This window comes from Mesorhizobium sp. CAU 1732, assembly GCF_039888675.1.
Lineage (GTDB): Bacteria > Pseudomonadota > Alphaproteobacteria > Rhizobiales > Rhizobiaceae > Aerobium.
The window spans coordinates 100,001-123,263 of the sequence record NZ_JBDQQR010000002.1; the positions used below are offsets into that span (position 1 = coordinate 100,001).

A 23,263-nucleotide genomic window follows, 5' to 3' on the forward strand; every position below is an offset into this window, starting at 1 on the left:
GTTGGAGGTGTTCTCCGAAGACGGCGCCGCGCAGACCGCCAATACCGGCGTGATCTACGGCGCCAAGGTGGACAGCGAGGTCAGCCTGCGCACGATCGACTTCCCGATCGAGACCGCGACCTTCGACGAACGCAGCGCCCTGACGGCCGAAGAGGTCGAGACGGTCGTGCGCAACACGGGCGCGATCCTCACCGATGGCGACGTACAGGTGGCCGCACTTCATTACGTGGACCCGCAGCGCTTCGGCGATACACTCGCGACCCAGACGCTGAGCGCGTCCTACGGCATCCGCATCGTCCCAGAAAACGTCTCGGTGTCCGCCCGCGAAACCAGTCTGGTTCCAGAGATAGAGTACGCCGAGGACATCATCCCGTTCCCGGCCGACCGCGAGATCGCCGAAGCGCTCGACGAGGCCGGCTATTCCGGCGACGATTCGGACGGCATGGCCGAATCCTTCGCGAAGCTCCTGAATGGATCGGTTCTGAAGGCGGGGCATGTCCTGCGGCTCGGCATAGAGACGCGAAACGAGGTCAGCCGCATCGTGCGCGGCAGCGTCTATGAGGGCCGCAACCACATCAGGACCATCGCCCTCGACGATCACGACCAATACGTGCCGGGCAGCGAGCCCGAACCCAATCCGGCGGTGCTCACCGCATTCGACGAGAACCAGCCGGTGGTTCGCACGCGTGGCGATCTGCCGACGGTCTATGACGGCATCTACCGCGCCGCGTATTCCTACGGCCTGTCGCGCACCATGACGCAGCAGCTCGTCAGGCTTCTGGCATCGGACGTCGACTTCCAGTCGAGGCTCACTCCGACCGATCAACTCGACGTCTTCTTCTCCCAGCCCGACGATGACGACACCGCCACGGAGGAATCGGAACTCCTTTATGTGCAGGCGTCCTTCGGCGGGACCATGCGGACGTTCTATCGGTTCCAGATGGAAGACGGCGGGATCGACTACTTCGATGAAGAGGGCCGCAGCGCCCGGCAGTTCCTGCTGCGCAACCCGGTGCCCAACGGCACCTTCCGCTCCGGCTTCGGCGGGCGGCGGCACCCGATCCTCGGCTATACCCGCATGCATACCGGCGTCGACTGGTCCGCACCGCGCGGCACGCCGATCATCGCGGCAGGCAACGGGGTCGTGGAAAAGGCGGGATGGGCCGGCGGATATGGACGGCAGACGATCATCCGTCACGCCAACGGCTACAAGACGTCCTACAACCACCAGAACGCGATCGCGCGCGGCGTCACGGAAGGCGCCGAGGTTCGGCAGGGCCAGGTGATCGGATATGTCGGCACGACGGGCCTGTCGACCGGGCCGCATCTTCATTACGAGCTGATGGTGAACGGGACGAAGGTCGATCCCATGCGGGTCCGCCTCCCCGGCGGCCGCGTGCTCAAGGGCGATGAGCTGGAAGTCTTCCTCGAAGAGCGCAAGCGCATCGACACGCTCCTCGAGGAGCAGGATGCGCCGTCGCTTCGCATGGCGAGCGCCAGGGTCGAGAACTGATTTCGCTCAAGTTGAGCTGAGAACGCGGATCGGCCGCGAACAAGCGGCCGACCAGTCCGGCCCTACTCCACGAATTCCACGACCGTGCCCGCCTTCACCATCTTGGCGAGTTCCTGCGCGTTCCAGTTGGTCAGCCGGATGCAGCCGTTCGATTCGGTCTTGCCGATCTTCGACGGGTCCGGCGTTCCGTGGATGCCGTAGGTGGGCTTCGACAACGCGATCCAGACTGTGCCGACCGGACCGTTCGGACCGGGTGGAATCGTCAGGACCTTGTCATTGTCGCCCTGCTTGAAATTGATCTTGGGATTGTAGGTGTATTGCGGGTCGATGGCGATGCGCTGCACGGTGTGCGTGCCTGTCGGCGACGGCGTCGCAGCCGAGCCGATCGTCGACGGATAGACCGCGATGAGCTTGCCGTCCTCGCCATAGGCGCGAACCTGCCTCTGTCCCTTGTCGGCCACGATGCGCGTGACAGTGCCGGTGCGCGGCTTGCCGACATTTGCGACCCTGATGATGGTGCCGGGACGATCGAAGCTGAGGCCAGGATTGAGCGCGCGCAGGTAATTTTCGTCCATGTGGAAGCGTTCGGCCAGCATTTCGGCGACCGAGACGAAACCGAGACGGTCCATCTTGGCCTTTTCGCCATAGTCCGTCGGAACCGAGGCGACGAATGGGCCGGCCACGTCGACCGGGGTGATCTCGTAGCTGGTGAATGCGTCACCGCCGGATGCGGCGAGCGCGGCATCGACATAAGCCGTGTCGTAGGTGCGCAGCGTCTCGCCGGTCAATTCGCGATAGGCGGTGATCGCCTTGTTGACGTTGTCGCCGATCCGCCCGTCGATGACGCCGGGATGCGCGCCGGCACGCCCGAGCAGGATCTGGATCTTCGCGACGTTTTCAGTCGCGCCCTTCTGGACGATTTCCGGCTGCTGTGTCACGTCCGGCAGAGCGCCGGCGCCCTGGGGTGGCACGCCGGTTCCTTCCGGCGGCATGCCGTCGATGATGCTGCCTTGCGCATTCGGATCGGGAATGATGGCGACCGACGAATTGTCGAGCGGCGCGCGCTCGATCTGGTTTCCACCGAGAACATTGGGCGGGTTCTGCCTCGCCATCGGATCGTTCGGCAACGGATTCCCGAAACCGCGATCCTCGTAGGGCGGCGGCTCGCGGGCAAAATCCTCATAGCCGGGCTCAACCGGGGCGGGCTGTGCAGGATAGTCGTTGAAATCGGGCGGCGGGTATCCCTGACGGTTGAGCTCTTCCATGCGCCGCTCGCGCCGCAAACGCGCCATATCGTCGGGATTGTCGAGATAATAACGGTCCTGCTGCGGAAGTCCGCGCGGCGGCTCCTCGAAACGCCTGAACGAGCCCTGCGGCTCGCGGATGGAGATGACCTCGCCGGTATAGACGTCGACCAGCACTTCGCGCCCGTATCGGTCGTAATAGACCTCGACCTCGCGGGATTGCGCAAGCTGGGTCAGAGTGTCGGCCTTCACCGCTCGCGGCGACGGCTCGGTATCCGCAAAGGCGCGCGCAGCCGCCGTTTCGGCCATCCCGAAGGAGGTGAGCATCGCGAGGGTGAAGAGCCTGCCTATCATTCTGAAAGTCCCGTTTTCGTCAAAACGCCGCGAGGCCGCGATTCGTTCACCACAGCCCTTGCGGCATATGCTGCATCATCAGAGATGAACCTGACATGAAAATGGCCGCTTGATGGCGGAATCACCACGGCCCGGCATCGTCGCCGTCCACATGCGCGACTGCATGCCCGGCGCTCGGAGGCGGCCGTGTGCTGCCGGAGCGCGGCCGACCCGCCCAACCAGAATTGCCGTGAAACCGATGGGCGAAACATCAGCACGGCGGCAAGGGGAATCAAACGGCGCGGGATTTTCCGCGGCGCCCTGGAAAAGAGTTTGATTGCGTCGGGGAGAAAAACGCACCGGCAGGTCATGAGGTGTCGTGGGCCGGATGCGGTGCGCCGGGGACGAACGCCGCGAGCCTCGACAGGGAGGCAAGCATGTCGCGAAGCGCCGGCATCCGACATGCTAGCATCCGACTGGCCGGCACCGCGGCAGGGTCGCCGCCGATCCGCCTGCACACGGCGGAGAGCCGCCTTGCCTGCCTGTCGAGCAGCCCTGCCAGCGCGCGAAGGCTGATCGCGAGACGCACGGCATCCGCAGGGCCTGCGCCGGCCGGGACGATCGGTATCGATGCGCCCGGCGTGTCCGGGCCGCCGGCGACGAACTCGCGCGCCACGGCCTCGGCCTGCCGCAGAAACCACAGGACCAGGCTTCGCACGGCGGGGGAACGGCCGGAGGCGCGCTCGGCCAGAACCGCAAGCGCGCAGAGCATGGCGACTATACGGCCAAGCGCCGCCCGTTCCTCCTCCACCGCCCGCTTCCAGTCCATCGCCGCCACTCCGTTGTTCAGCACGGCATTGTCCGGGAGGTGCGGAGGGAGGTGGATAGAATTTGCGCACCATTGCTGACAGATGCTGACAACGCCCGGTTTTAGACCATCCTGCGGCGGGACCGGCGAGGCATGGATCCCCGGGTCTGCGCCCGAGGATGACGAAGTGGAGTGGGAACGCTTTCTCAAGTTCTGATACGACGCTGTCGGTTGTCTGGGCGACCAAACTACCGACTTCGTCATTCTCGGGCGACCGGAGCGAAGCGGAGGGAGACCCGGGAATCCATGCCTCGGCAGTTGGTGACGAGTGGGGTGGTGCCGGATGGTTCGTCCATTTCGGATGTGCGGTGAGTGCCCAGTTCTGCACCACCCTGCGGCGAACCCGCGAGGCGTGGATCATGCGCAGGCCGGACGACGCTATTCTGCGTAAGCCACCCAGCCTTTGATGCTCAATCCTGCGTAGAACAGGCTGGCACCCGAAAATCCCGCGTCGCCCAGCATGGCGACGTCGTCTTCCGGCGACAGGATCGTCAGCCGGCTGCTGATTGCCTGGCGGGCGCTCTCCGCATGGGCGGGGTCCGTTCCATTCGACAGGCCGTAGGCAACATGACGGGCGATCCATATCGACCGCTCGGGCTCGCTCTGCGGGAAGCTGAGGTGGACGAGCACGAATGGCGCACCCGCCTTCAGGCGCCGCCTGATCTGCTTCAGGGTTTCGAGGCGCTGGTCGCGGGGAATGAAATGGAACGTCAAAATGGATGTGGCGGCATCGAAAGGCCCTTCCGGGGCGGCGTCGATATAGCCTTCATGGAGCCGCATGCGTGCGGCATGCGGCGCGGCCACCTGCTCGGCCAGCCGCAGCATATCGCCCGAGGGGTCCACGCCGTCGAACGACCATCCCGGATGCGCTTCGGCGAGCGCCTTGAGTTCCTGTCCGCCACCCGCCCCCAGAACCAGAACGCGGCCATCCGTTGGCATGCGCTCCGCGAGCAACAGTGACACCATGCGGTGCAGGTTGGAATAACCCGGCACCTGCCGTGGCGGGCCTTCGCCGTAAGACCTGACGGCGCTCCCGGAAAACGGCGTGTCGATATTGCGAGGCATGGATGGTCTCCAGATTGCCGTTGCCGGAGCGCGCCTTGCCGCGCTGTCGAACGTCAGCGTCGAGCATGGCGAGGGGCATGTCCGACGGACGGCCACTTCAACTCATGTAACACACAATGTTACATTTCGGATTGCGCGTCAAGACGGCCGGTCTCGTTCAGAATGTTGCGACGAGCAGACAAACCATCCATCCAGCCCAACGGCTATGACGCGTGCCTGTATCGAGACCTCTTCCCAGCGCTTTCGCCTGCCTGAGCGCTACATCACGCTGGGAATGGGTTCTGAGGCGCGTTACGCCGCTTCAGCTTCGGCCAGCCGCGGCTTGGGCCTGAAGTTCAGGCGGTCGGAGCCGGACGTGATCTTCACCAGCGAGCCGTCGAGGATTTCGCCCATGAGGATCTTCTCCGCCAGCGGATCCTGCAATTCCTTCTGCATGACACGCTTGAGCGGGCGTGCGCCATAGGCCGGGTCGTAGCCCTTGTCGGCCAGCCAGGCGACCGCATCACCATCCAGTTGAAGCTCGATCTTGCGGTCGGCCAGCAGCTTTTCAAGCCGCCCGAGCTGGATTTCGACGATCCGGCCCATGTCCTGACGGCGCAGGCGGTGGAACAGGATCACTTCGTCGATGCGGTTCAGGAACTCGGGCCGGAACGACGCCTTGACGACACCCATCACCTCGTCGCGGACCTTGTCGACATCCTCGTTCTCGCCCAGCGCGACGAGATATTCGGCGCCGAGGTTCGACGTCATGATGATGAGCGTGTTGCGGAAATCGACCGTGCGGCCCTGACCGTCGGTCAGCCGGCCGTCGTCCAGCACCTGCAACAGCACGTTGAAGACGTCCGGATGCGCCTTTTCGATCTCGTCGAACAGGATCACCTGATAGGGCCTGCGGCGAACCGCTTCGGTCAGCGCCCCGCCTTCCTCATAGCCGACATAGCCCGGAGGCGCGCCGATGAGGCGGGCGACCGAATGCTTCTCCATGAACTCCGACATGTCGATGCGCACCATCGCTGTCTCGTCATCGAACAGGAACGAGGCGAGCGCCTTGGTGAGCTCGGTCTTGCCGACGCCCGTCGGGCCGAGGAACATGAACGAGCCGATCGGCCGGTTCGGGTCCTGGAGCCCGGCGCGCGCGCGGCGCACGGCCTTGGACACAGCCTGAACGGCTTCGCCCTGCCCGACCACCCGCGTGCCGATCTCGTCTTCCATGCGCAGCAGCTTCTCGCGCTCGCCTTCCAGCATCTTGTCGACGGGAATGCCCGTCCAGCGCGACACGATGTGCGCGATGTGCGGCGGCGCGACGGTTTCTTCCACCATCGAGCCGCGCGCGTCCTGCGATTCGGCCTCGGCAAGCTTCTTTTCCAGATCGGGGATGCGCCCATAGGCAAGCTCGCCCGCCTTGGCGAATTCGCCCTTGCGCTGCGCGATGGCAAGCTCGTTGCGCGCCTCGTCGAGGTCCTTCTTGAGGTCGGCCGCAAGCCCGAGCTTTTCCTTCTCGGCAGCCCAGAGCGCAGTCAGCCGCGAGGACTCCTCCTCTATGTCGACCAGTTCCTTTTCGAGCCGGCCGAGCCGATCCCTGGAGGCTTCATCCTTCTCGGCCTTGAGCGCCTCGCGCTCGATCTTGAGCTGCATGATCCGGCGGTCGAGTTCGTCGAGCTCTTCGGGCTTGGAATCGACCTGCATGCGCAGGCGCGCCGCCGCCTCGTCGACGAGGTCGATCGCCTTGTCGGGCAGGAAGCGGTCGGTGATATAGCGGTTCGACAAGGTCGCGGCAGACACCAAAGCGGAGTCCGAAATGCGCACCTTGTGGTGCTGCTCGTACTTCTCCTTCAGGCCACGCAGGATCGAAACGGTGTCCTCGACGGTCGGCTCGCTGACGAAGACCGTCTGGAAGCGACGGGCGAGAGCGGCGTCCTTCTCGACATGCTTGCGGTATTCGTCGAGCGTCGTCGCGCCGACGCAGTGAAGCTCGCCGCGCGCAAGCGCGGGCTTCAACAGGTTCGACGCGTCCATCGCGCCGTCGCCCTTGCCGGCGCCGACGAGCGTGTGCATCTCGTCGATGAACAGGATGATGTTGCCTTCGGCGGCGGTCACCTCGGACAGCACCGCCTTGAGCCGCTCCTCGAACTCGCCGCGATATTTCGCGCCGGCGATGAGCGAGCCCATGTCGAGCGCCATCAACTGCTTGTCTTTCAGCGATTCCGGCACGTCGCCATTGACGATGCGCAGCGCCAGCCCCTCCGCGATCGCGGTCTTGCCGACGCCCGGCTCGCCGATCAGCACGGGGTTGTTCTTGGTCCTGCGCGACAGGACCTGGATGGTGCGGCGGATTTCGTCGTCGCGCCCGATGACCGGGTCGAGCTTGCCGGCGCGGGCATCGGCGGTCAGGTCGCGCGCATACTTCTTCAGCGCGTCATAGCCCTGCTCGGCAGACGCCGAATCGGCGGTGCGGCCCTTGCGTATCTCGTTGATCGCCTGGTTGAGCGCGGTCGGCGTAATGCCGGCCTTGGACAGGATGTCGGCGGTTTTGGCGGATGTCTCGACCGCCATCGCGGTCAACAGGCGCTCGACGGTGACGAAGGAATCGCCCGCCTTCTTCGCCAGATCCTCCGCGGTCGCGAACACCTTGGCGAGCGGCTGAGCCAGATAGAGCTGGCCGTTTCCACCCTCGACCTTCGGCATGGCCTCAAGCGCGCTCTCCACGCCGAGACGCGCGTCGCGCGGCCGCCCGCCCGCGCGTTCGATCAGCGAGGCGGCAAGGCCTTCCTCGTCGTCGATCAGAACCTTGAGGAGATGTTCGGGCGTGAACTGCTGGTGATTGCGCGACAGCGCCATCGTCTGGGCGGACTGGATAAAGCCCCGAACCCGCTCGGAATACTTCTCGATATTCATGCATGTCTCCATTCCCTCACCGGCCCGCTTCGCGGCGCCGGATCAGATTGCGGTGACGGACCCCCAACGCGGCAATCATGCCATCGCGTTCAGCGGCAGGTCCAGTTCGTGTTGATATGGGTATCTCTTCCCATCCCCTCAAGATCATACAAGCAGGGGCGGAAACGAAAAACGGCGGGCCGAGGCCCGCCGCTTGAATTCACGCTCGAAACTGCCCGGTCACTGGGCCGCTTCGGTCACCGGCTCGTCGCTGCCGGAAGGCTGGTCGCCCTCGGCAGCGTCTTCCGCCTTCACGCGCGGACGGCGCGGACGACGGGGCCGACGCGGTGCCGCCTCGGCGTTTTCTTCGTCGGCAGCGGGCACCTGGACCTCGGCCACCGCAGGCTGCTGATCACTGGAAACGGGCGCGACATCCTGCTGCTTCAGAGCGACTTCGGCCGGCACGCCTTCGATCACGGGCTGCGGACCGGTCCCGCTGGGCGCGACATTGCCACGATTGTCGCGGTTGTCACGACCCTCGCGGTTATCGCGATCGCGGTTGTTGTCGCGGTTTTCCCGCGGCTCGCGCTGCTGCTGCTGGACAGGCTGCTGATCGTTGCCGGAGGACTGGAAGCCCTCCTCGCCGTCGTCATCCATATCCTCGTCGTCGCGCGTGTTGTTCTCGCGAACCTGCTGCTGCGACTGCTGAGCCAGGGCGACCATGATGATGCGGTTGTAGTGCTCCGCATGCTGCAGGTAGTTCTCGGCCATCACGCGGTCGCCGGACGTCTGGGCGTCGCGAGCGAGCGTCGTGTATTTTTCCGCGATCTGCTGAGCGGAGCCGCGGATTTTCACATCCGGACCGTTGCTCTCATAGCTGCGGGTGAGTGGATTAGGGCCCTTGCGGTTGTTGTTGTTTCCGCCGCCGCTATTGTTGTTGTTGTTATTATTGTTGCTGCCGCGTCCGCGCATGCGCCTGTTCTGCTGTGGCCTCATTCGAGTCTCTTCTTTTGAGAATGCTGTTGGGTTCCGGAGAGGCGGCGCTAACCGCCTGCTTCTCGTTCCTTGTCGGCGCAAAGCCGCAAGAACCGCGCCTCCGCCACGTAATTCCTGTCCCGGTTCATGTTACTTGCCGGAATCCCCGCACGAAGCTATGGCGTCGTTTAACGCAACTCGGCAGCTTGTCCCCTGGGAACCGAATCGATAACAGCACTGCCTGCTTCGTTTCATCCGGTAGCGGGAAACTATCCGCAATAATCATGCTTGCCAAGGCCTTTTTTGCGCTGCGCCATCACGGCTTTAGACTGCAAATAACAGTGCCCGTTCATGCCCTCCAAGATCGCGCGCGCTGCGCACGAAGACGAGGCCATGCTTTTCGAAAATCGCGCGGACGACGTCCGCCTGATCATGTCCAACTTCGACTGCGACGTGTCCGTCTTCCTGGAGATGGTGCCTCGCTCCTGCAGCGATGGCTCTGTACGGATCCAGTCCATCTGGTCCGCCGTCGAGCGCGGCAAGCGGGTCATGGTCCCGCACTTCACGCTCAAGCAAGTCTATCTCTCTGGACGCTATATAGGGCGGATTTGAGACGATGATGTGAAATCGCCCCTCGATCGCCTGGTACCAGTCCGATTGAACGGTGGTGACGCGTCCCGTGTTGCCAGTCATATCGGCATTGGCAGAGGCGGTTGCAAGCGCATCCGCCGAAATATCCGATGCCAGGGCCGTTGAACGCGCCTCCTCGCTGAGAAGTGCGAGCGCAATCGCGCCGGTTCCGGTGCCCATATCGAGGATGGTGCACGCGCCGTGGCGGTCGGCTGCAGCCTTCACCAGGGGCAAGACCAGATCGACGAGCGTTTCCGTATCCGGGCGCGGCTCCAGCGTTTCGGAAGAGAGTTTGAGTTTCAGGCCGTAGAAATCGCGGCTGCCGATAATGCGGTGGACCGGTTCGCCCGCGAGACGCCGGTCGAGCGCGGCAAGCACGGCGGCGACCTGCCCCGCCTGCACCTCGCGATCGGGATCGGTGATCGCATCGGTACGGCTCGTTGCGGTGAAATGCTCGACGAGAAGCCTTGCGTCGAGGGCGGGTTCGGGCCTGCTCGCCTCTTCCAGCATGCGCCTTGCATGCCTGACTAGCGACCCGAGCGTGTAGGACACCACGTCAGCCGCCAAGCGCGCTTTGCAGCATCGCACCCCCCTCTGGCCTGCCGGCCATCTCCCCCTCAAGGGGGGAGATTAGTCTCGTCGGCGACACCGCGTAATCTCCCCCCTTGAGGGGGAGATGGCCGGCAGGCCAGAGGGGGGTGAGCGCCGGATGAAGCATCGATCGCGCCTCAGTTCGATCCCAGATCGAGCAACAGCTTCGACTGGTGGTCGGCGATCAGGGCGTCGACGATCTCGTCGAGATCGCCCTCCATCACCTTGTCGAGCTTGTAGAGCGTGAGGTTGATGCGATGGTCGGTGACGCGGCCCTGCGGAAAATTGTAGGTGCGGATGCGCTCGGAGCGATCACCGGAACCGACCTGAAGCCGCCGCGCTTCGGAGCGTTCGTCCGCCGCGCGGTTGCGCTCGATGTCGAACAGGCGCGCCCGCAGGATCTGCATCGCCTTGGCACGGTTCTGGTGCTGGGATTTTTCGGCCGAAACCACCATGATTCCCGTTGGCAGATGGGTGATGCGAACAGCGGAATCGGTCGTGTTGACGTGCTGGCCGCCCGCGCCCGACGCCCGCATCGTGTCGATGCGGATGTCCTCGGCGCGGATGTCGATATCGACGTCTTCGGCTTCCGGCAGGACAGCTACGGTGGCAGCCGATGTGTGGATGCGGCCGCTGGCCTCCGTATCGGGCACGCGCTGCACGCGGTGGACGCCCGATTCGAACTTCAGATGCGCGAAGACACCCTTGCCGGACACCGTGGCGATGACTTCCTTGAAGCCGCCCATTTCACCGTCGCTCGCGGAGGCGATCTCGATGCGCCAGCCGCGCGCGGCGGCGTAGCGCTCATACATGCGATAGAGATTGCCGGCGAACAGAGCGGCCTCGTCGCCGCCCGTGCCGGCGCGGATTTCGAGGATGGCGTTCTTGTCGTCGGCGGCATCCTTCGGCAGCAGGAGGACCTGAATGTCCTTCTGAAGCCCCTCGATGGTCTCTTCCACGCCCGGAATGTCGGCTTCGGCGAGGCCGCGCATCTCGGCGTCCGTGCTTTTGTCGGACAGCATCGCCTGGAGGTCCGCGAGTTCCCCCTCCGCACCACGCAAGGCGCGGATCTTGGCCGCGATGTCCTCGAGGTCGGAATATTCCGACGCCATTTTCACATAGGCTTCCGGGTCGGGTCCGGCCGCCATCTGCGCCTCGAGCATTTCGAAGCGTTTCAGGACCTGGTCCATCCGGTCGCGGGGCAATTCAAGCATCAAAGAGGGCCTGTCAAAGAGGTATGTCGTGGTCGGCGGCAAAGCCCTGCAGCAGGCTGCGGATATTTGCTTCGCTTCCATGCGAATCCAGGGTCTCGGCGAGATGCGCGGTGAGCTTGGCGAGCGGCAGTTCGCGCAGCATCGCCTTGACCGGGCCGATCGCCGCCGGAGACATCGATATCGAGCGGTAGCCGACGCCGAGGAGCGCCATCGCGGAAATCGGCCGTCCGGCCAGTTCGCCGCACAAGGTCACCGAGGTCCCGGTCTTCACGCCGGCCTCAGCGATCTGCCGGAGTACGCGCAGGAACGGCACCGAAATCGGGTCGAAACGGCCGGCGAGCTGGGTGTTGCCACGATCGGTCGCGGTGATGAACTGGAACAGGTCGTTCGATCCGACGGACACGAAATCCACCATGCTCATCAGTTCGTCGAGCTGCCAGAGCAGCGACGGCACCTCGATCATCGCCCCGAGCTTGAGCGTGGTCGGCAAATGATGCGCGAAGCGCGACAGATGCCGGACCTCGCGGTCGATGATCTCGCGCGTCTGGCGGATTTCGCCAATCTCGGTCACCATCGGCAGCATGACGCGCAATTCGCGCCCCCCGGCAGCCTTCAGAAGCGCGCGCATCTGGGTACGCAACAGGCCGGGGCGATCGAGCGTCAGGCGCACGGCGCGCCAGCCGAGTGCCGGATTTTCCTCCTGCCCCGCGCCCTTGAAGTAGGGCAGCACCTTGTCGCCGCCGATGTCGATGGTCCGGAAGGTCACCGGCTTGTCGCGCGCCGCCGTCAGCACGTCGCGGTAAAGCCGCTCCTGCGCTTCGGCGCGCGGGAAGGTCGATGCGATCATGAACTGGAGTTCGGTGCGGAAGAGGCCGATGCCGGCAGCGCCCGATTCGGCGAGTTGCGGCAGGTCGACGGCGAGGCCGGCATTCATCATCAGGTCGATGCGCACGTCGTCCTTGGTGACGGACGGCATGTCGCGCAGTTCGCGGTAGAGTTCCTGACGCCGCGCGCGGAACCTGACTTTCTCGGCGTAGGCGGCTTCCACGTCGGCCTGCGGCCGCAGATGCATCATGCCTTCGTCGCCGTCGACGATGATCGCATCGCCGTTTTCCGACATCGACACCGCGCCCTTCATCTGGCCGGTGACCGGGATGCCCATGGCGCGCGCGACGATGACCACGTGGCTCGTGACGGCGCCGTCTTCGAGGATGAGCCCACGCAGCTTCTCGCGCGGATAGTCGAGCAGTTCGGCGGCCCCCATCGAGCGCGCCACCACGATCGCATCGCGCGGCAGCATGCCGGCAAGCTCGTTCGGGCCGCGCCCCATGAGCATGCGCAGCAGGCGATTTGCGAGATCGTCGAAATCGCTCATCCGCTCGCGCAGATAGGGGTCGGTCATGTGCATCATGCGCGCGCGCATGTCGCTCTGGACCTTCTCGACCGCCGCTTCAGCGGTCAGGCCGTTGCGGATCGCCTCTTCGAGACGGCGCACCCAGCCGCGATCGTTCGCGAACATGCGGTAGGCTTCGAGAACCTCGCGATGCTCGCCCTCGAAGGCGACCTCGCGCCGCGACAGCATGTCGTCGATGGAAAGCCGCAGCGAGCCGAGCGCCTCTTCGAGCCGCACCAGTTCCTCGTCCGAATCCTCGTTGAAGAGGTTGGTGACGACGATGCGCGGCTCGTGCAGGACCACATGGCCGAGCCCGACGCCTTCGTTGAAGCCCATGCCCGAGATCGAGACCGGACGCGACATATCGAGCTCGATGCCGGGGCGCGTCAGCCGCGAAAGATCACCGGTCGCGATCAGTTCGGCGATGACCATGGCGGTCGTTTCCAGCGCCTCGACCTCGTCCTCGCGATACTGGCGCATGGTCTTGTTCTGCACGACCAGCACGCCGAGCGTGCGGCCGGCGCGAAGAACGGGCACGCCGAGGAACGAATTGTAGATTTCCTCGCCCGTTTCCGGGAGGTAGGCGAAGGCCGGGTGCTTCTGCGCTTCCGACAGGTTGAGCGGCCGGGCGCTGGCCGCGATCGTACCGACGAGGCCCTGCCCCAGCCGAAGCTGCGCCAAGTGGACCGACCCGGGGTTGAGACCCTCGGTGGCGTAGAGTTCGAGCATCGAATCGGCGCGCAGCACGTAGAGCGAGCAGACTTCGGCGACCATGTTCTGGGCGATATGGTGCACGATCAGGTCGAGCCGCGCCTGCGGTTCGAGCGCTTCCGCCATAAGTTCGCGGAGCCGTCTCAGCAAAAGGCGTGGGCCTGCGGCCGTGTCACGCATGGCGCCCTCTTTCGAATGCCTGCGGAACGGCGACCGTCATCGTCCGCCGTCCTCTTCCGCAAGCCGGTGTATCGTCTTCTACTGCTTATCCAGACCGTAGACGGAATGCAAAGTCCGAACCGCGAGTTCTGTGTATGGTCCGTCGATCAGGATCGAAATCTTGATCTCGGATGTCGTGATCGCGCGGATGTTGATGCCCTTCTCCGACAGCGCCGTGAACGCGGTCGCGGCGACACCTGCATGGCTGCGCATGCCGATGCCGATGACCGACACCTTGGACATGCCGTCATCGTGCTGAACCACGTCGAAACCGACGGTTTTCTTGACCTTTTCGAGCACGGCGAGCGCCTTGGCGACGTCGCCAGAGGGCACGGTGAAGGTCATGTCGGTGAACGCGCCGTCCTCCGAGATGTTCTGGACGATCATGTCGACATTGATGTTGGCCTCGGCCAGCGGCCCGAAAATACCGCCGGCGACGCCGGGGCGGTCCGCGACGCGGCGCAGCGATATCTGTGCCTCGTCCTTGGCGTAGGCGATGCCGGTGACGACTTGCTGTTCCACGATTTCATCCTCGTCGCAAATGAGGGTTCCGGGCGGATTGTCGAAATCGCCCATGCCGGGTGCGTCCGGATCCTCGAATGATGAACGCACGAAAGTCCGAACCTTGTGCACCATGGCCAGTTCGACCGAGCGCACCTGCAGCACCTTGGCGCCGAGCGACGCCATTTCCAGCATTTCCTCGAAGGAAATGCGAGACAGGCGGCGCGCCTTCGGCTCGATGCGCGGGTCCGTGGTGTAGACGCCATCGACGTCGGTGTAGATGTCGCAGCGGTCCGCCTTCACGGCGGCCGCGATCGCGACCGCGCTCGTGTCAGAGCCGCCACGGCCCAGCGTCGATATGCGGTTGTCGGGCGCGATGCCCTGGAAGCCGGCGATGACGGCGACCTGCCCCTCGCCGAACCGCTTGATCAGGAACGACCCGTCGATCTCCTTGATGCGGGCGGCACCATGCGCGCCGTCCGTCTTGATCGGGATCTGCCAGCCCTGCCACGAGCGGGCATGCACGCCGATCGACTGAAGCACGATCGCCAGAAGCCCGGCGGTGACCTGTTCGCCCGATGCGACGACGGCGTCGTATTCGCGCGCATCGTGCATGGGCGAGGCTTCGCGGGTCCATCCGACGAGTTCGTTGGTCTTGCCAGACATCGCCGAGACGACGACGGCGACTTCGTGGCCCGCGTCGACCTCACGTTTGACGTGACGCGCCACATTGCGGATGCGGGCGATGTCGGCGACCGAAGTCCCACCGAATTTCATCACGATACGCGCCATGGAAGCGTCTGATCCCTGCACTGCGTTTCCGGGGCTCAAAAGCCCGGAATTCTCAAATGAAAGCGCCCCGGCAGACCGAGGCGCGAATGCGCGGGTTCCTTAGCGAAAAGCGGGGTGCTGCGCAAGGATGGGAGCCCGCACGACGTTCAGGTCTTCAGCTTGTATCCGGTCCTGAACATCCAGGTGATGATGGCGAGGCAGACGCCGAGGAAGGCGAACGTCATCACAAGGCTCATGCCGACGCTCACATCCGATGTGCCGATGAAGCTCCAGCGGAATCCGCTGACCAGATAAACCACCGGATTGCCGAGCGAGATCGTCTGCCAGAGCGGCGGGAGCATGTCGATCGAGTAGAACGTGCCACCCAGGAAGGCGAGCGGCATGACGATCAGGAGCGGGATGATCTGCAGCTTCTCGAAACCGTCCGCCCAGATGCCGATGATGAAGCCGAACAGGCTGAAGGAGACGGCCGTCAGCACCAGGAACAGCATCATCATGAACGGATGCTGGATGTGCAGCGGAACGAACAGGGCGGCCGTGGCCAGGATGACGAGGCCGATCATGACCGACTTGGTCGCCGCCGCCCCGACATAGGCGACCACGATCTCCAGATGCGAGATCGGTGCCGACAGGATCTCGTAGATCGTGCCGGTGAATTTCGGGAAATAGATGCCGAAGGACGCGTTGGAGATCGACAGCGTCAGAAGCGACATCATGATGAGGCCGGGCACGATGAACGTGCCGTAGCTGACGCCGCCGATTTCCTCGATGCGCGAGCCGATGGCGGCGCCGAACACCACGAAATAAAGCGAGGTCGAGATGACCGGCGAGATGATGCTCTGCATGATCGTGCGGAAGGTGCGCGACATCTCGAACATGTAGATCGACTTGATGGCGTGGAGGTTCATGCGCGTTCTTTCACGAGACCGACGAAAATGTCTTCCAGCGAGCTTTGCCGGGTTTCCAGGTCGCGGAACCGCAAGCCTGCCTTCGCGAAATCGCCGAGAAGCGACGTGATGCCGGTGCGTTCGCCGTGGGTTTCATAGGAATAGATAAGCTGGCGGCCGCCATCGGCGAGTTCCAGCCCGTAGGAGGCCAGCGAGTCCGGTATGGCGTCGATCGGCTCGGGCAGTTCCAGCGTGAGCTGCTTGCGGCCGAGATTGCGCATCAGCGTCGTCTTGTCCTCGACGAGGATGATCTCGCCCTTGGAGATGACGCCGATGCGGTCGGCCATCTCCTCGGCTTCCTCGATGTAATGCGTGGTCAGGATGATCGTGACGCCGGTCTCGCGCAGCGAGCGCACCAGCGCCCACATATCGCGGCGAAGCTCCACGTCGACGCCTGCGGTCGGCTCGTCGAGGAACAGGATTTCCGGTTCGTGGGACAAGGCCTTGGCGATCATGACGCGCCGCTTCATGCCGCCGGAGAGGTTGATGACCTTCTCGTCCTTCTTCTCCCACAGCGACAGCGAGCGCAGCACTTTTTCGATATGCGCCGGGTTGGCGCTCCGCCCGAACAGGCCGCGGCTGAACGAAACCGTCGCCCAGACCGACTCGAAGGCGTCAATCGACACCTCCTGCGGCACCAATCCGATCAGCGATCGCGTCTTGCGGTAGTCCGTGAGAATGTCGTGCCCATCGACCTTTACCACACCGCTCGTCAGATTGACGGTGCCGCAAACAATGCCGATGAGCGTGGTCTTTCCCGCCCCGTTCGGCCCGAGAAGAGCGAAGATTTCACCCCTCTGCACATCGAGGCTGACGCCCTTCAGGGCGGAAAAACCGGACGCATATGTCTTCGAAAGATTCTGTATGGAAACTGCGGGTTGCATGGGGGCGATTCTTGAAAAGATTTTCTATTTTGATGCGCATATAGGTTGGATCGCACCGATCACAATCCATTTCCGTGAGGCCAGTACCGGCTCCTGACAAACCGCGACAGGATGGGCGCAGCCGGAGTGCCTTCTTGACTTTCTGGCCGCTCCGCCCGACTTGATGGCCTCGCCAGAGGAGACGACACCATGCCGGAAGCCAACCGAACGACGATCGACGACGGTGAAATAGAGCGCTTTTCGGCCATGGCAGCCGAGTGGTGGGACCCCAACGGCAAGTTCCGCCCGCTGCACAAATTCAACCCGATTCGGCTGTCCTACATACGCGACCACGTCGCAGCCCGCTTCGGGCGCGATCCGCGCGCGGCCAAGCCGTTCGAAGGTCTTCGCTTCCTCGACATCGGCTGCGGCGGCGGACTGTTGTGCGAGCCGATGGCGCGGCTTGGCGCCGAAGTGGTCGGCGCGGACGCGTCGGAGACCAACATCGAAGTGGCAAAACTGCATGCGGCCGAGAGCGGGGTGACGATCGATTATCGCGCCACGACCTCGGAAGCGCTGGCCGAAGCCGGCGAGCAGTTCGACGTCATCCTCAACATGGAAGTTGTCGAGCATGTCGCCGATGTCGATCTTTTCATCGAAAGCTGCGCGCAGATGGTCAAGCCGGGCGGCATCATGTTCGTCGCCACCATCAACCGCACCCTGAAGGCACTCGGCCTGGCGATCGTCGGCGCGGAATACGTCCTGCGCTGGCTGCCGCGCGGCACGCACCAATATGGCAAGCTGGTTCGGCCCGAAGAGCTCGAACGCGCGCTGGCCGCCGCCGGCATGACGATCACCGACCGCACCGGCGTGACCTACAACCCCCTCGGCGACCGCTGGCAGCGCTCCACCGATCTGGACGTCAACTACATGGTTCTGGCGGAGAAGGCGGCGCAGTAGCGGGCTAAAACTGCCGACAATCGCGCCGCAACATCCCCTGGACGTCGCCAATTATTGTGCTTGCGGGCGACATGCCATCGCTTCCAGATCGTCACCCACGGGCCAGCCGCTAGCGCGACTTCCAAGGGAGGCCGGACGGTCTATTTCTTTTGATTGCCCGCAAAGGCAGCCGTCAAGCCAAGGCCGATATAGACGAAACCACTGACCCAGCGTTCAGCCTTGAGGTAAACGGGACTGCGCTTCAGCCAGTTGCCGGCCGTGCCGGCAGCAAGTGCGTAGGCACCATCCGTCAGAACGCCAATCGCAGTGTAGAGAATCCCGAGAAAAGCGATCTGCATTGCCACATGGCCGCGGTCGACCTCAACGAACTGCGGCAGGAAAGCGAGAAAGAACAGCGCTGTCTTCGGGTTGAGGAGGTTGACTACAAAGCCCTCGCGAAAGAGGCGCATACGGCTGCGCGTCGGTAAACCGCCCTCGACGTCGGGAATGTCCGATGGGCCGAAGAGCTTTTTGAGACCAAGCCAGATCAGGTAGGCCGCACCAGCATACTTCACGACGCTGAAGGCGAGCGCGGACGATGCCAGGAGCGCCGACAATCCCACGGCGGCAGCGACGACATGAACAAGCGTGGCCGAATGGATGCCAAGGATCGAAACGAGGCCGGCAGAGCGACCCTGCTCGACCGAGCGCGCGAAGATGTAAAGAACTGCCGGTCCCGGCACGAGAAGCAGCACGAGCGTTGCGCTGACGAACAAGCTGAGATTCGTTGCGCTGGGAATTGCCAGATCCATGATTGTGTCCCTATTCCTTCTACAGCAACGATAGCATTTGTCTTTGTCCAAGGCGAGATATGCGCGCCCCCGCGAAACTCCTGATCAGAAGGGAAATTCCTGTGCACGCGGAGAATGTCTCGCTGCGCTTCGGGCGATGACGGGAACGAAATCGCGGTCGAAACTATCCATGCCGAGCGCGCGCTCAGGTCTGCGGCCTAGTTCCTATCGTCAGGAAAGGTCGGGAGCGGCACGAATTCGATGCCGTCCTCGATGAGGCCTTTGGCTTCCTCGAGGGTCGCTTCGCCGTAGATGCCGCGCGTGTCGGTTTCGCCGAAATGGATCTTGCGGGCTTCTTCCGCGAATTTGTCGCCGACATAGTCGGCGTTTTCGCGCACCTTTTCGGCGATGGCCTTCAACTGCGCCAGCGCCTTGCGCTGCTCTGCGCCGATCGCCAACGCCATCTTCTCGCGCTTTCGCCCGGTGGAAACCGCGGGCGCCATCAGGGTCTTTTCCACCTTCGCCGAGTGGCAGACCGGGCACGAGACAAGCCCGCGCTTCAACTGGGTTTCGAAATCGTCTCCGTTGCGGAACCAGCCGTCGAACTCGTGCTCATGGTCACAGGACAGCGAAAAGCGGATCATGATGCCTGCCTGTGCCGGGTATCGACTCTGGCGAGCGCGACCTCGAAATCGCGGATGTTCTTGAGGTTGGGCACTTTCTGGCGCGCCTGCGTCGAAGCGGCCAAATCGATCTCCGCCAGCACGACGGCCGGCTCGTCATGGTCGGCTTCGGCGACGATCCGGCCCCATGGATCGACGATCAGGGAATGGCCGTAGGTCTCGCGGCCGTCTTCGTGCGTGCCGCCCTGCGCGGCGGTGATGACGAAGGCCCCGTTCTCGATCGCACGGGCGCGCTGGAGCACATGCCAATGCGCCTCGCCAGTCTGGCGCGTGAAGGCTGCCGGCATGGTCAGGATCTGAGCGCCTGCGAGCGCCTGTGCGCGAAACAGTTCCGGAAAGCGCACGTCGTAGCAGACGGCCATACCCAACCGGCCGAACGGCAGATCGACGATCGTGCCGCAGGTTCCGGGCTCATAGGTCGACGATTCGCGCCAGCTTTCGCCATTGTCGAGATCGACGTCGAACATGTGGATCTTGTCATAGGACGCGATCTTCGCGCCGTCCGGTCCGAACAGGAAACCGCGATTGGCCACCTTGCCATCCGGGCGGGCGATGGCGGTCGAGCCGACATGGACATGGATGCCGAGTTCGCCGGCAAGCGCTGCCGCCTTGTGGGCGACGGGATCGTCCGCCTCAGGCTTGATCAGCGCCATGAGTTCCACGCGGTCGCGCAGGAGCGCACCCGTCATCTCGGGCGACTGCACATAGGCAGCCCCCTTACCGGCCGCCTCGCGTACCAGCGCCTCGAAATCCGCCACGTTGCGCGCAGGGTCCATGCCCGAGCGCATCTGCAGTGCCGCAACCTTCACCGTCGTCATTGTGCCATCCTATCCTTGCGCGCCGGCGAGCATCGCGTCGAGCTTGCCCGCACGCTCCAGCGCATGAAGGTCGTCGGAGCCGCCGACATGGATATCGCCGATGAAAATTTGCGGGAAGGTGCTGCCGCCCTTGGCGCGCGTGATCATCTCCTGCCGCAGTTCCGGCGAAAAACTCGCATCGTGCTCGGTATAGGCCACGCCCTTGGAATCGAGCAGGCGCTTTGCCGCCGCGCAGTATCCGCACATCACGCGCGTATAGATGGTTACGTCCGTCATGGTTCAATTCCACTCAAGCTTTTCATCTCATATAGTCTCGGCTTCGTCCCGCCGGAAGTCCCCCGGAAGCACCCGCGCGAAGGTGAGCACGTCGACATCACCGGCGCCACCGCGTTTCAGGGCCTTGGCCAGCGCGTAGACCGTGGTTCCGGTCGTGTATACGTCATCGACGACGAGGACCCGTCGGCCGGCAAGTGCCGCCTTCGATCGGGGATCGACGCGAAACGCCCCGCGCACATTGTCTTCGCGTTCGCGAGCCCCGAGCCCCACCTGCTGCTTCGTCGCCTTGATGCGCGCCACAAGCTCCGGCGCGAAGCGCTTGCCGGAGAGATCGCAGATCGTCCGCGCAAGCTCGGCGGACTGGTTGAAACGCCGGACGAAGAAACGCCTGCGATGCAGCGGCACCGGCACGATGAAATCCGCGTCCGCGAGCAGGTCCGCGCCCGCCCGCACCATCCAGCGCGCCATCCACGGCGCAAGCTCGGTCCGGTCGCGAAACTTCAGCCCCTGCACCATCTCGCGCGCGACACCCGAATACACGACCGCGGACCGGGCGCGCGAAAAGGGCGGCGGGTTGGCGATCGCCTCCGGCGAGACGCTGCCCTCGCCCATGTCATGGGTGAACGGCGTGCCGAGTACCTCGCACCACGGACGCTCGATGAACCGAAGCCTGGGCCAGCATTTGCCGCACAGGGCACCCGGCTGCGTGACCAGCCGCCTGCATCCGCCGCACATCGGCGGAAACAACACGCTCGCAGGCCAGCGGAGTGCTGCCTGCATCAAGCCCTTGAACTCCGTCGTCCGATCGGTCACGAGAAACCCTGCCCTGCCCGCACCATATCAGAGTTGAACACGAGCGGCAGTGTGCCGGCAAAGGGAATGGAATGGACCCGATCTTCGATCATCAGAGCCTGGCGGCAAACAGGCGGCGCGCGCGGCACATCGGCGATGAGGGCGCGGCCTTCCTGATGAACCGCGCCGCCGACGACCTCGCGGACCGCCTCTCGACGGTCGGCCGGCAGTTCGCGCGCGCGGCAATCCTGTCTCCGGCAGCAGACGCCGCAGCCGCCGTTCTCAGGGCGAGCGGAAAGGTGACGGATATCGTGGAGCCGAAGGACATCGAACCGGAAGTGCTGGCGCTCGACGCGGAAAGCATCGACCTCGCGATTTCGCTCTACGGACTGCACGCCATGAACGACGTTCCGGGCATGCTGGTCCAAATCCGCCGGGCTCTGAGGCCAGACGGGCTTTTCCTGGGCTGCATGGCGGGATCGGGTACGCTGGGCGAGCTTCGCGACGCGCTGCTCGCAGCCGAGACCGAGCTGTCGGGTGGCGCCAGCCCCCGTGTCTTTCCATTCGCGGATGTCCGCGACGCCGGCGCGCTGCTGCAACGCGCGGGCTTTGCGCTTCCCGTCGCCGATATCGAGACGGTCACCGTGCGTTATGAGACCATGTTCGGCCTGATGCGCGACCTGCGCGCGATGGGCGCGGCCAATGCGCTGGTCGCCCGCAGCAGGAAGCCCGCGCCTCGCGCGCTTTTCATGCGGGCGGCAGAGATTTATGCGGAGCGGTTTTCCGACGATGACGGCCGCATCCGGGCGACGTTCTCGACGATCTGGCTGTCGGGCTGGGCACCACATGCCTCGCAGCAAAAGCCATCGGCACGCGGCAGCGCGACCGTGTCCCTGACGCAGGTGCTTGGGAAGGAAACCGGGAAGCCGTAGGAAGCGGAATGCCCGCTCACTTCTTGACGGCATTCTCCATGATGTCGGCCGAAATCTCGAAATTGCCCTGGATGACATTCACTGCACTGCTGAAACCGCCCATGATCGCCAGCGACAAGACAGCGATGATGAGCCCGTATTCAACAACGGTTGCGCCGCTCTCGTCCTTCAGGAACGCTTTCATCATCGTTTCAGCCCCGCTCATTCCCGCGCAAGCCCGCAGAATGGCGCAACACTAGACCTTTCAAGCATATAAAAGGTAAAGGATGATGGTTATCGAAACCTCAGCACTCGCCGCTGCGGGCTCCATTCGCACGGATGATGCACACCGAATTCGGTGACGGCTGGAGGACGCTGCGGCGAACCGTATAGGTGTTCTGGTTGCGTTGGCCGATCGTGCCCGTGGCCATCATGTCGACGCCCGCCGGATAGGAAGACTGAGCCATGCGCCGCGTCTCCTTGTCTGCGATCGGCGTGAGGATCAAAGCGAGCGCCACAGCGGCCGACCCGAAGAGAAGCGCGACCCGCAATGCGCTCATCCCCGCTTCACTGCCGCGCCACTTCTGGTCGGAGGCGGGATAGTTCCACTCGTCGCGCATCTGCATCCGTCCCCGGTCTGGACCATCGGCGGCCCACGCTGCGCGAGCCATATGGTTCAGATTTTCACGTTTCGCTAAACGATCGATTAACGATCAGAGTGGTTCTGGATGAGGTGAAATCGCTGCTTAAGAAACGCCCCCTCCACCACTTCGTGGTCCCCCTCCCCCATGAAGATGGGGGAGGATCCAGGTAGCGATTGTCCGCGGCCTCGGATCCTCCCCTGCGAAGCGGGGGAGGGGGACCGCCGGAGGCGGTGGAGGGGGTGTTTCGGTGAAAACCTGAAACGCTCTAGAGGAGGTCGATCAGGAAGGGGATCAGCGGCTCGTCGGCGGGCGGCATGGGATAGTCCCGCATCTTGTTGGGACGAACCCATTTGAGGACCTGGCCCTCCTGCGGCTGGGGAATGCCCCAGAAGCGCCGGCACACGAAAAGCGGCATCAGAAGCGTGAAGGTCTCGTAGGCGTGGCTGGCGAAGGTGAGCGGCGCGAGACAGGCGACTTTCGTGTCGATGCCAAGCTCTTCCTTCAACTCGCGAACGACGGTTTCCTCCGGCGTTTCGCCCGGCTCGACCTTGCCGCCGGGAAATTCCCAGAGACCCGCCAGTTGCTTGCCTTCCGGCCGCTGCGCCAGAAGCACGCGGCCGTCGGCATCCACCAGCGCGCAGGCAGCGACGAGCAGGAGTTTCTTCGGTTCACTCAT

General features: G+C 64.0%; 22 protein-coding genes (1 of these 22 only partly in view). 3 read left to right on the forward strand and 19 right to left on the reverse strand.

Annotated features, from left to right (window positions below):
• On the forward strand, window positions 1-1,513 hold the 3' portion of the coding sequence (locus AAFN55_RS18110; RefSeq protein ID WP_347800374.1) for a M23 family metallopeptidase. The gene continues 437 nt to the left of window position 1, outside the view; only the last 1,513 of its 1,950 coding nucleotides appear in the window; its start codon lies off the left edge, out of view; its stop codon occupies window positions 1,511-1,513.
• A 62-nt stretch (window positions 1,514-1,575) separates the two neighbouring features.
• On the opposite strand, the gene AAFN55_RS18115 is transcribed toward AAFN55_RS18110, so the two are convergent.
• The 11 genes from AAFN55_RS18115 to AAFN55_RS18165 all read right to left on the reverse strand — a co-directional run bounded on the left by AAFN55_RS18115 (window position 1,576) and on the right by AAFN55_RS18165 (window position 16,754).
• On the reverse strand, window positions 1,576-3,111 hold the full coding sequence (locus AAFN55_RS18115; protein WP_347800375.1) for a L,D-transpeptidase: 1,536 nt from the start codon (window positions 3,109-3,111) through the stop codon (window positions 1,576-1,578).
• Between the two features lie 346 nt (window positions 3,112-3,457).
• Window positions 3,458-3,943 (reverse strand): hypothetical protein, encoded by a 486-nt coding sequence (locus AAFN55_RS18120; protein WP_347800376.1) that lies wholly within the window; start codon window positions 3,941-3,943, stop codon window positions 3,458-3,460.
• 393 nt (window positions 3,944-4,336) lie between these two features.
• Window positions 4,337-5,023, reverse strand: a complete 687-nt coding sequence (locus tag AAFN55_RS18125; protein ID WP_347800377.1) for a class I SAM-dependent methyltransferase — start codon at window positions 5,021-5,023, stop codon at window positions 4,337-4,339.
• Window positions 5,024-5,314: 291 nt separating this feature from the next.
• Complete coding sequence (clpB, locus tag AAFN55_RS18130) at window positions 5,315-7,918, reverse strand: ATP-dependent chaperone ClpB (RefSeq protein ID WP_347800378.1); 2,604 nt, start codon at window positions 7,916-7,918, stop codon at window positions 5,315-5,317.
• Between the two features lie 219 nt (window positions 7,919-8,137).
• Complete coding sequence (locus AAFN55_RS18135) at window positions 8,138-8,893, reverse strand: DUF4167 domain-containing protein (RefSeq protein ID WP_347800379.1); 756 nt, start codon at window positions 8,891-8,893, stop codon at window positions 8,138-8,140.
• 303 nt (window positions 8,894-9,196) lie between these two features.
• A complete protein-coding gene (gene prmC, locus AAFN55_RS18140; RefSeq protein ID WP_347800380.1) occupies window positions 9,197-10,069 on the reverse strand; it encodes a peptide chain release factor N(5)-glutamine methyltransferase in 873 nt (290 codons plus the stop codon).
• Between the two features lie 161 nt (window positions 10,070-10,230).
• Complete coding sequence (prfA, locus tag AAFN55_RS18145; RefSeq protein ID WP_347800381.1) at window positions 10,231-11,307, reverse strand: peptide chain release factor 1; 1,077 nt, start codon at window positions 11,305-11,307, stop codon at window positions 10,231-10,233.
• A 13-nt stretch (window positions 11,308-11,320) separates the two neighbouring features.
• Complete coding sequence (gene ptsP, locus AAFN55_RS18150; RefSeq protein WP_347800382.1) at window positions 11,321-13,591, reverse strand: phosphoenolpyruvate--protein phosphotransferase; 2,271 nt, start codon at window positions 13,589-13,591, stop codon at window positions 11,321-11,323.
• 78 nt (window positions 13,592-13,669) lie between these two features.
• Window positions 13,670-14,923: an aspartate kinase gene (locus AAFN55_RS18155; RefSeq protein ID WP_347800383.1), complete on the reverse strand. Its 1,254-nt coding sequence runs from the start codon at window positions 14,921-14,923 to the stop codon at window positions 13,670-13,672.
• A gap of 146 nt (window positions 14,924-15,069) precedes the next feature.
• The gene (locus AAFN55_RS18160; RefSeq protein WP_347800384.1) at window positions 15,070-15,831 is read right to left on the reverse strand and encodes an ABC transporter permease; all 762 of its coding nucleotides are present in this window, start codon (window positions 15,829-15,831) and stop codon (window positions 15,070-15,072) included.
• On the reverse strand, window positions 15,828-16,754 hold the full coding sequence (locus AAFN55_RS18165; RefSeq protein ID WP_347800385.1) for an ABC transporter ATP-binding protein: 927 nt from the start codon (window positions 16,752-16,754) through the stop codon (window positions 15,828-15,830). The genes AAFN55_RS18160 and AAFN55_RS18165 overlap by 4 nt, the downstream gene beginning before the upstream one ends.
• Window positions 16,755-16,943: 189 nt before the next feature.
• Between AAFN55_RS18165 and ubiG the strand changes: the two genes are divergently transcribed.
• Window positions 16,944-17,693 carry a bifunctional 2-polyprenyl-6-hydroxyphenol methylase/3-demethylubiquinol 3-O-methyltransferase UbiG gene (ubiG, locus tag AAFN55_RS18170; RefSeq protein WP_347800386.1) on the forward strand — a complete coding sequence of 250 codons (750 nt, stop codon included), beginning with the start codon at window positions 16,944-16,946 and terminating at the stop codon, window positions 17,691-17,693.
• Window positions 17,694-17,833: 140 nt separating this feature from the next.
• Here the strand turns inward: ubiG and AAFN55_RS18175 are convergent, their stop codons facing one another.
• The 5 genes from AAFN55_RS18175 to AAFN55_RS18195 form a co-directional block, all read right to left on the reverse strand.
• The gene (locus tag AAFN55_RS18175) at window positions 17,834-18,484 is read right to left on the reverse strand and encodes a LysE family translocator (protein ID WP_347801038.1); all 651 of its coding nucleotides are present in this window, start codon (window positions 18,482-18,484) and stop codon (window positions 17,834-17,836) included.
• Between the two features lie 197 nt (window positions 18,485-18,681).
• Window positions 18,682-19,107 carry a DUF1178 family protein gene (locus tag AAFN55_RS18180; RefSeq protein ID WP_347800387.1) on the reverse strand — a complete coding sequence of 142 codons (426 nt, stop codon included), beginning with the start codon at window positions 19,105-19,107 and terminating at the stop codon, window positions 18,682-18,684.
• Entirely contained in the window at window positions 19,104-19,964 is an 861-nt protein-coding gene (locus tag AAFN55_RS18185; protein WP_347800388.1) for a carbon-nitrogen hydrolase family protein, read from the reverse strand. The genes AAFN55_RS18180 and AAFN55_RS18185 overlap by 4 nt, the downstream gene beginning before the upstream one ends.
• Before the next feature lie 9 nt (window positions 19,965-19,973).
• A complete protein-coding gene (grxC, locus tag AAFN55_RS18190; RefSeq protein ID WP_347800389.1) occupies window positions 19,974-20,240 on the reverse strand; it encodes a glutaredoxin 3 in 267 nt (88 codons plus the stop codon).
• A 27-nt stretch (window positions 20,241-20,267) separates the two neighbouring features.
• Window positions 20,268-21,020 (reverse strand): ComF family protein, encoded by a 753-nt coding sequence (locus AAFN55_RS18195; RefSeq protein WP_347801039.1) that lies wholly within the window; start codon window positions 21,018-21,020, stop codon window positions 20,268-20,270.
• Window positions 21,021-21,124: 104 nt separating this feature from the next.
• Here AAFN55_RS18195 and AAFN55_RS18200 point away from each other — a divergent pair, with 104 nt between their 5' ends.
• Window positions 21,125-21,964: a methyltransferase domain-containing protein gene (locus tag AAFN55_RS18200; protein WP_347800390.1), complete on the forward strand. Its 840-nt coding sequence runs from the start codon at window positions 21,125-21,127 to the stop codon at window positions 21,962-21,964.
• A gap of 16 nt (window positions 21,965-21,980) precedes the next feature.
• On the opposite strand, the gene AAFN55_RS18205 is transcribed toward AAFN55_RS18200, so the two are convergent.
• The 3 genes from AAFN55_RS18205 to AAFN55_RS18215 form a co-directional block, all read right to left on the reverse strand.
• Window positions 21,981-22,151, reverse strand: a complete 171-nt coding sequence (locus AAFN55_RS18205) for a Flp family type IVb pilin (protein WP_347800391.1) — start codon at window positions 22,149-22,151, stop codon at window positions 21,981-21,983.
• 97 nt (window positions 22,152-22,248) lie between these two features.
• Window positions 22,249-22,614 (reverse strand): hypothetical protein, encoded by a 366-nt coding sequence (locus tag AAFN55_RS18210; protein ID WP_347800392.1) that lies wholly within the window; start codon window positions 22,612-22,614, stop codon window positions 22,249-22,251.
• Window positions 22,615-22,852: 238 nt separating this feature from the next.
• Window positions 22,853-23,263, reverse strand: a complete 411-nt coding sequence (locus AAFN55_RS18215) for a (deoxy)nucleoside triphosphate pyrophosphohydrolase (protein WP_347800393.1) — start codon at window positions 23,261-23,263, stop codon at window positions 22,853-22,855.

Excerpts from the sequence above, each read along its gene's own strand:
- AAFN55_RS18115 (WP_347800375.1), bottom strand. The coding sequence starts at position 3,111 with ATGATAGGCAGGCTCTTCACCCTCGCGATGCTCACCTCCTTCGGGATG.
- AAFN55_RS18125 (WP_347800377.1), bottom strand. The coding sequence starts at position 5,023 with ATGCCTCGCAATATCGACACGCCGTTTTCCGGGAGCGCCGTCAGGTCT.
- clpB (WP_347800378.1), bottom strand. The coding sequence starts at position 7,918 with ATGAATATCGAGAAGTATTCCGAGCGGGTTCGGGGCTTTATCCAGTCC.
- AAFN55_RS18135 (WP_347800379.1), bottom strand. The coding sequence starts at position 8,893 with ATGAGGCCACAGCAGAACAGGCGCATGCGCGGACGCGGCAGCAACAAT.
- prfA (WP_347800381.1), bottom strand. The coding sequence starts at position 11,307 with ATGCTTGAATTGCCCCGCGACCGGATGGACCAGGTCCTGAAACGCTTC.
- ptsP (WP_347800382.1), bottom strand. The coding sequence starts at position 13,591 with ATGCGTGACACGGCCGCAGGCCCACGCCTTTTGCTGAGACGGCTCCGC.
- AAFN55_RS18155 (WP_347800383.1), bottom strand. The coding sequence starts at position 14,923 with ATGGCGCGTATCGTGATGAAATTCGGTGGGACTTCGGTCGCCGACATC.
- AAFN55_RS18160 (WP_347800384.1), bottom strand. The coding sequence starts at position 15,831 with ATGAACCTCCACGCCATCAAGTCGATCTACATGTTCGAGATGTCGCGC.
- AAFN55_RS18165 (WP_347800385.1), bottom strand. The coding sequence starts at position 16,754 with ATGCAACCCGCAGTTTCCATACAGAATCTTTCGAAGACATATGCGTCC.
- ubiG (WP_347800386.1), top strand. The coding sequence starts at position 16,944 with ATGCCGGAAGCCAACCGAACGACGATCGACGACGGTGAAATAGAGCGC.
- AAFN55_RS18175 (WP_347801038.1), bottom strand. The coding sequence starts at position 18,484 with ATGGATCTGGCAATTCCCAGCGCAACGAATCTCAGCTTGTTCGTCAGC.
- AAFN55_RS18180 (WP_347800387.1), bottom strand. The coding sequence starts at position 19,107 with ATGATCCGCTTTTCGCTGTCCTGTGACCATGAGCACGAGTTCGACGGC.
- AAFN55_RS18185 (WP_347800388.1), bottom strand. The coding sequence starts at position 19,964 with ATGACGACGGTGAAGGTTGCGGCACTGCAGATGCGCTCGGGCATGGAC.
- grxC (WP_347800389.1), bottom strand. The coding sequence starts at position 20,240 with ATGACGGACGTAACCATCTATACGCGCGTGATGTGCGGATACTGCGCG.
- AAFN55_RS18195 (WP_347801039.1), bottom strand. The coding sequence starts at position 21,020 with ATGCAGGCAGCACTCCGCTGGCCTGCGAGCGTGTTGTTTCCGCCGATG.
- AAFN55_RS18200 (WP_347800390.1), top strand. The coding sequence starts at position 21,125 with ATGGACCCGATCTTCGATCATCAGAGCCTGGCGGCAAACAGGCGGCGC.
- AAFN55_RS18205 (WP_347800391.1), bottom strand. The coding sequence starts at position 22,151 with ATGATGAAAGCGTTCCTGAAGGACGAGAGCGGCGCAACCGTTGTTGAA.
- AAFN55_RS18210 (WP_347800392.1), bottom strand. The coding sequence starts at position 22,614 with ATGGCTCGCGCAGCGTGGGCCGCCGATGGTCCAGACCGGGGACGGATG.
- AAFN55_RS18215 (WP_347800393.1), bottom strand. The coding sequence starts at position 23,263 with ATGAGTGAACCGAAGAAACTCCTGCTCGTCGCTGCCTGCGCGCTGGTG.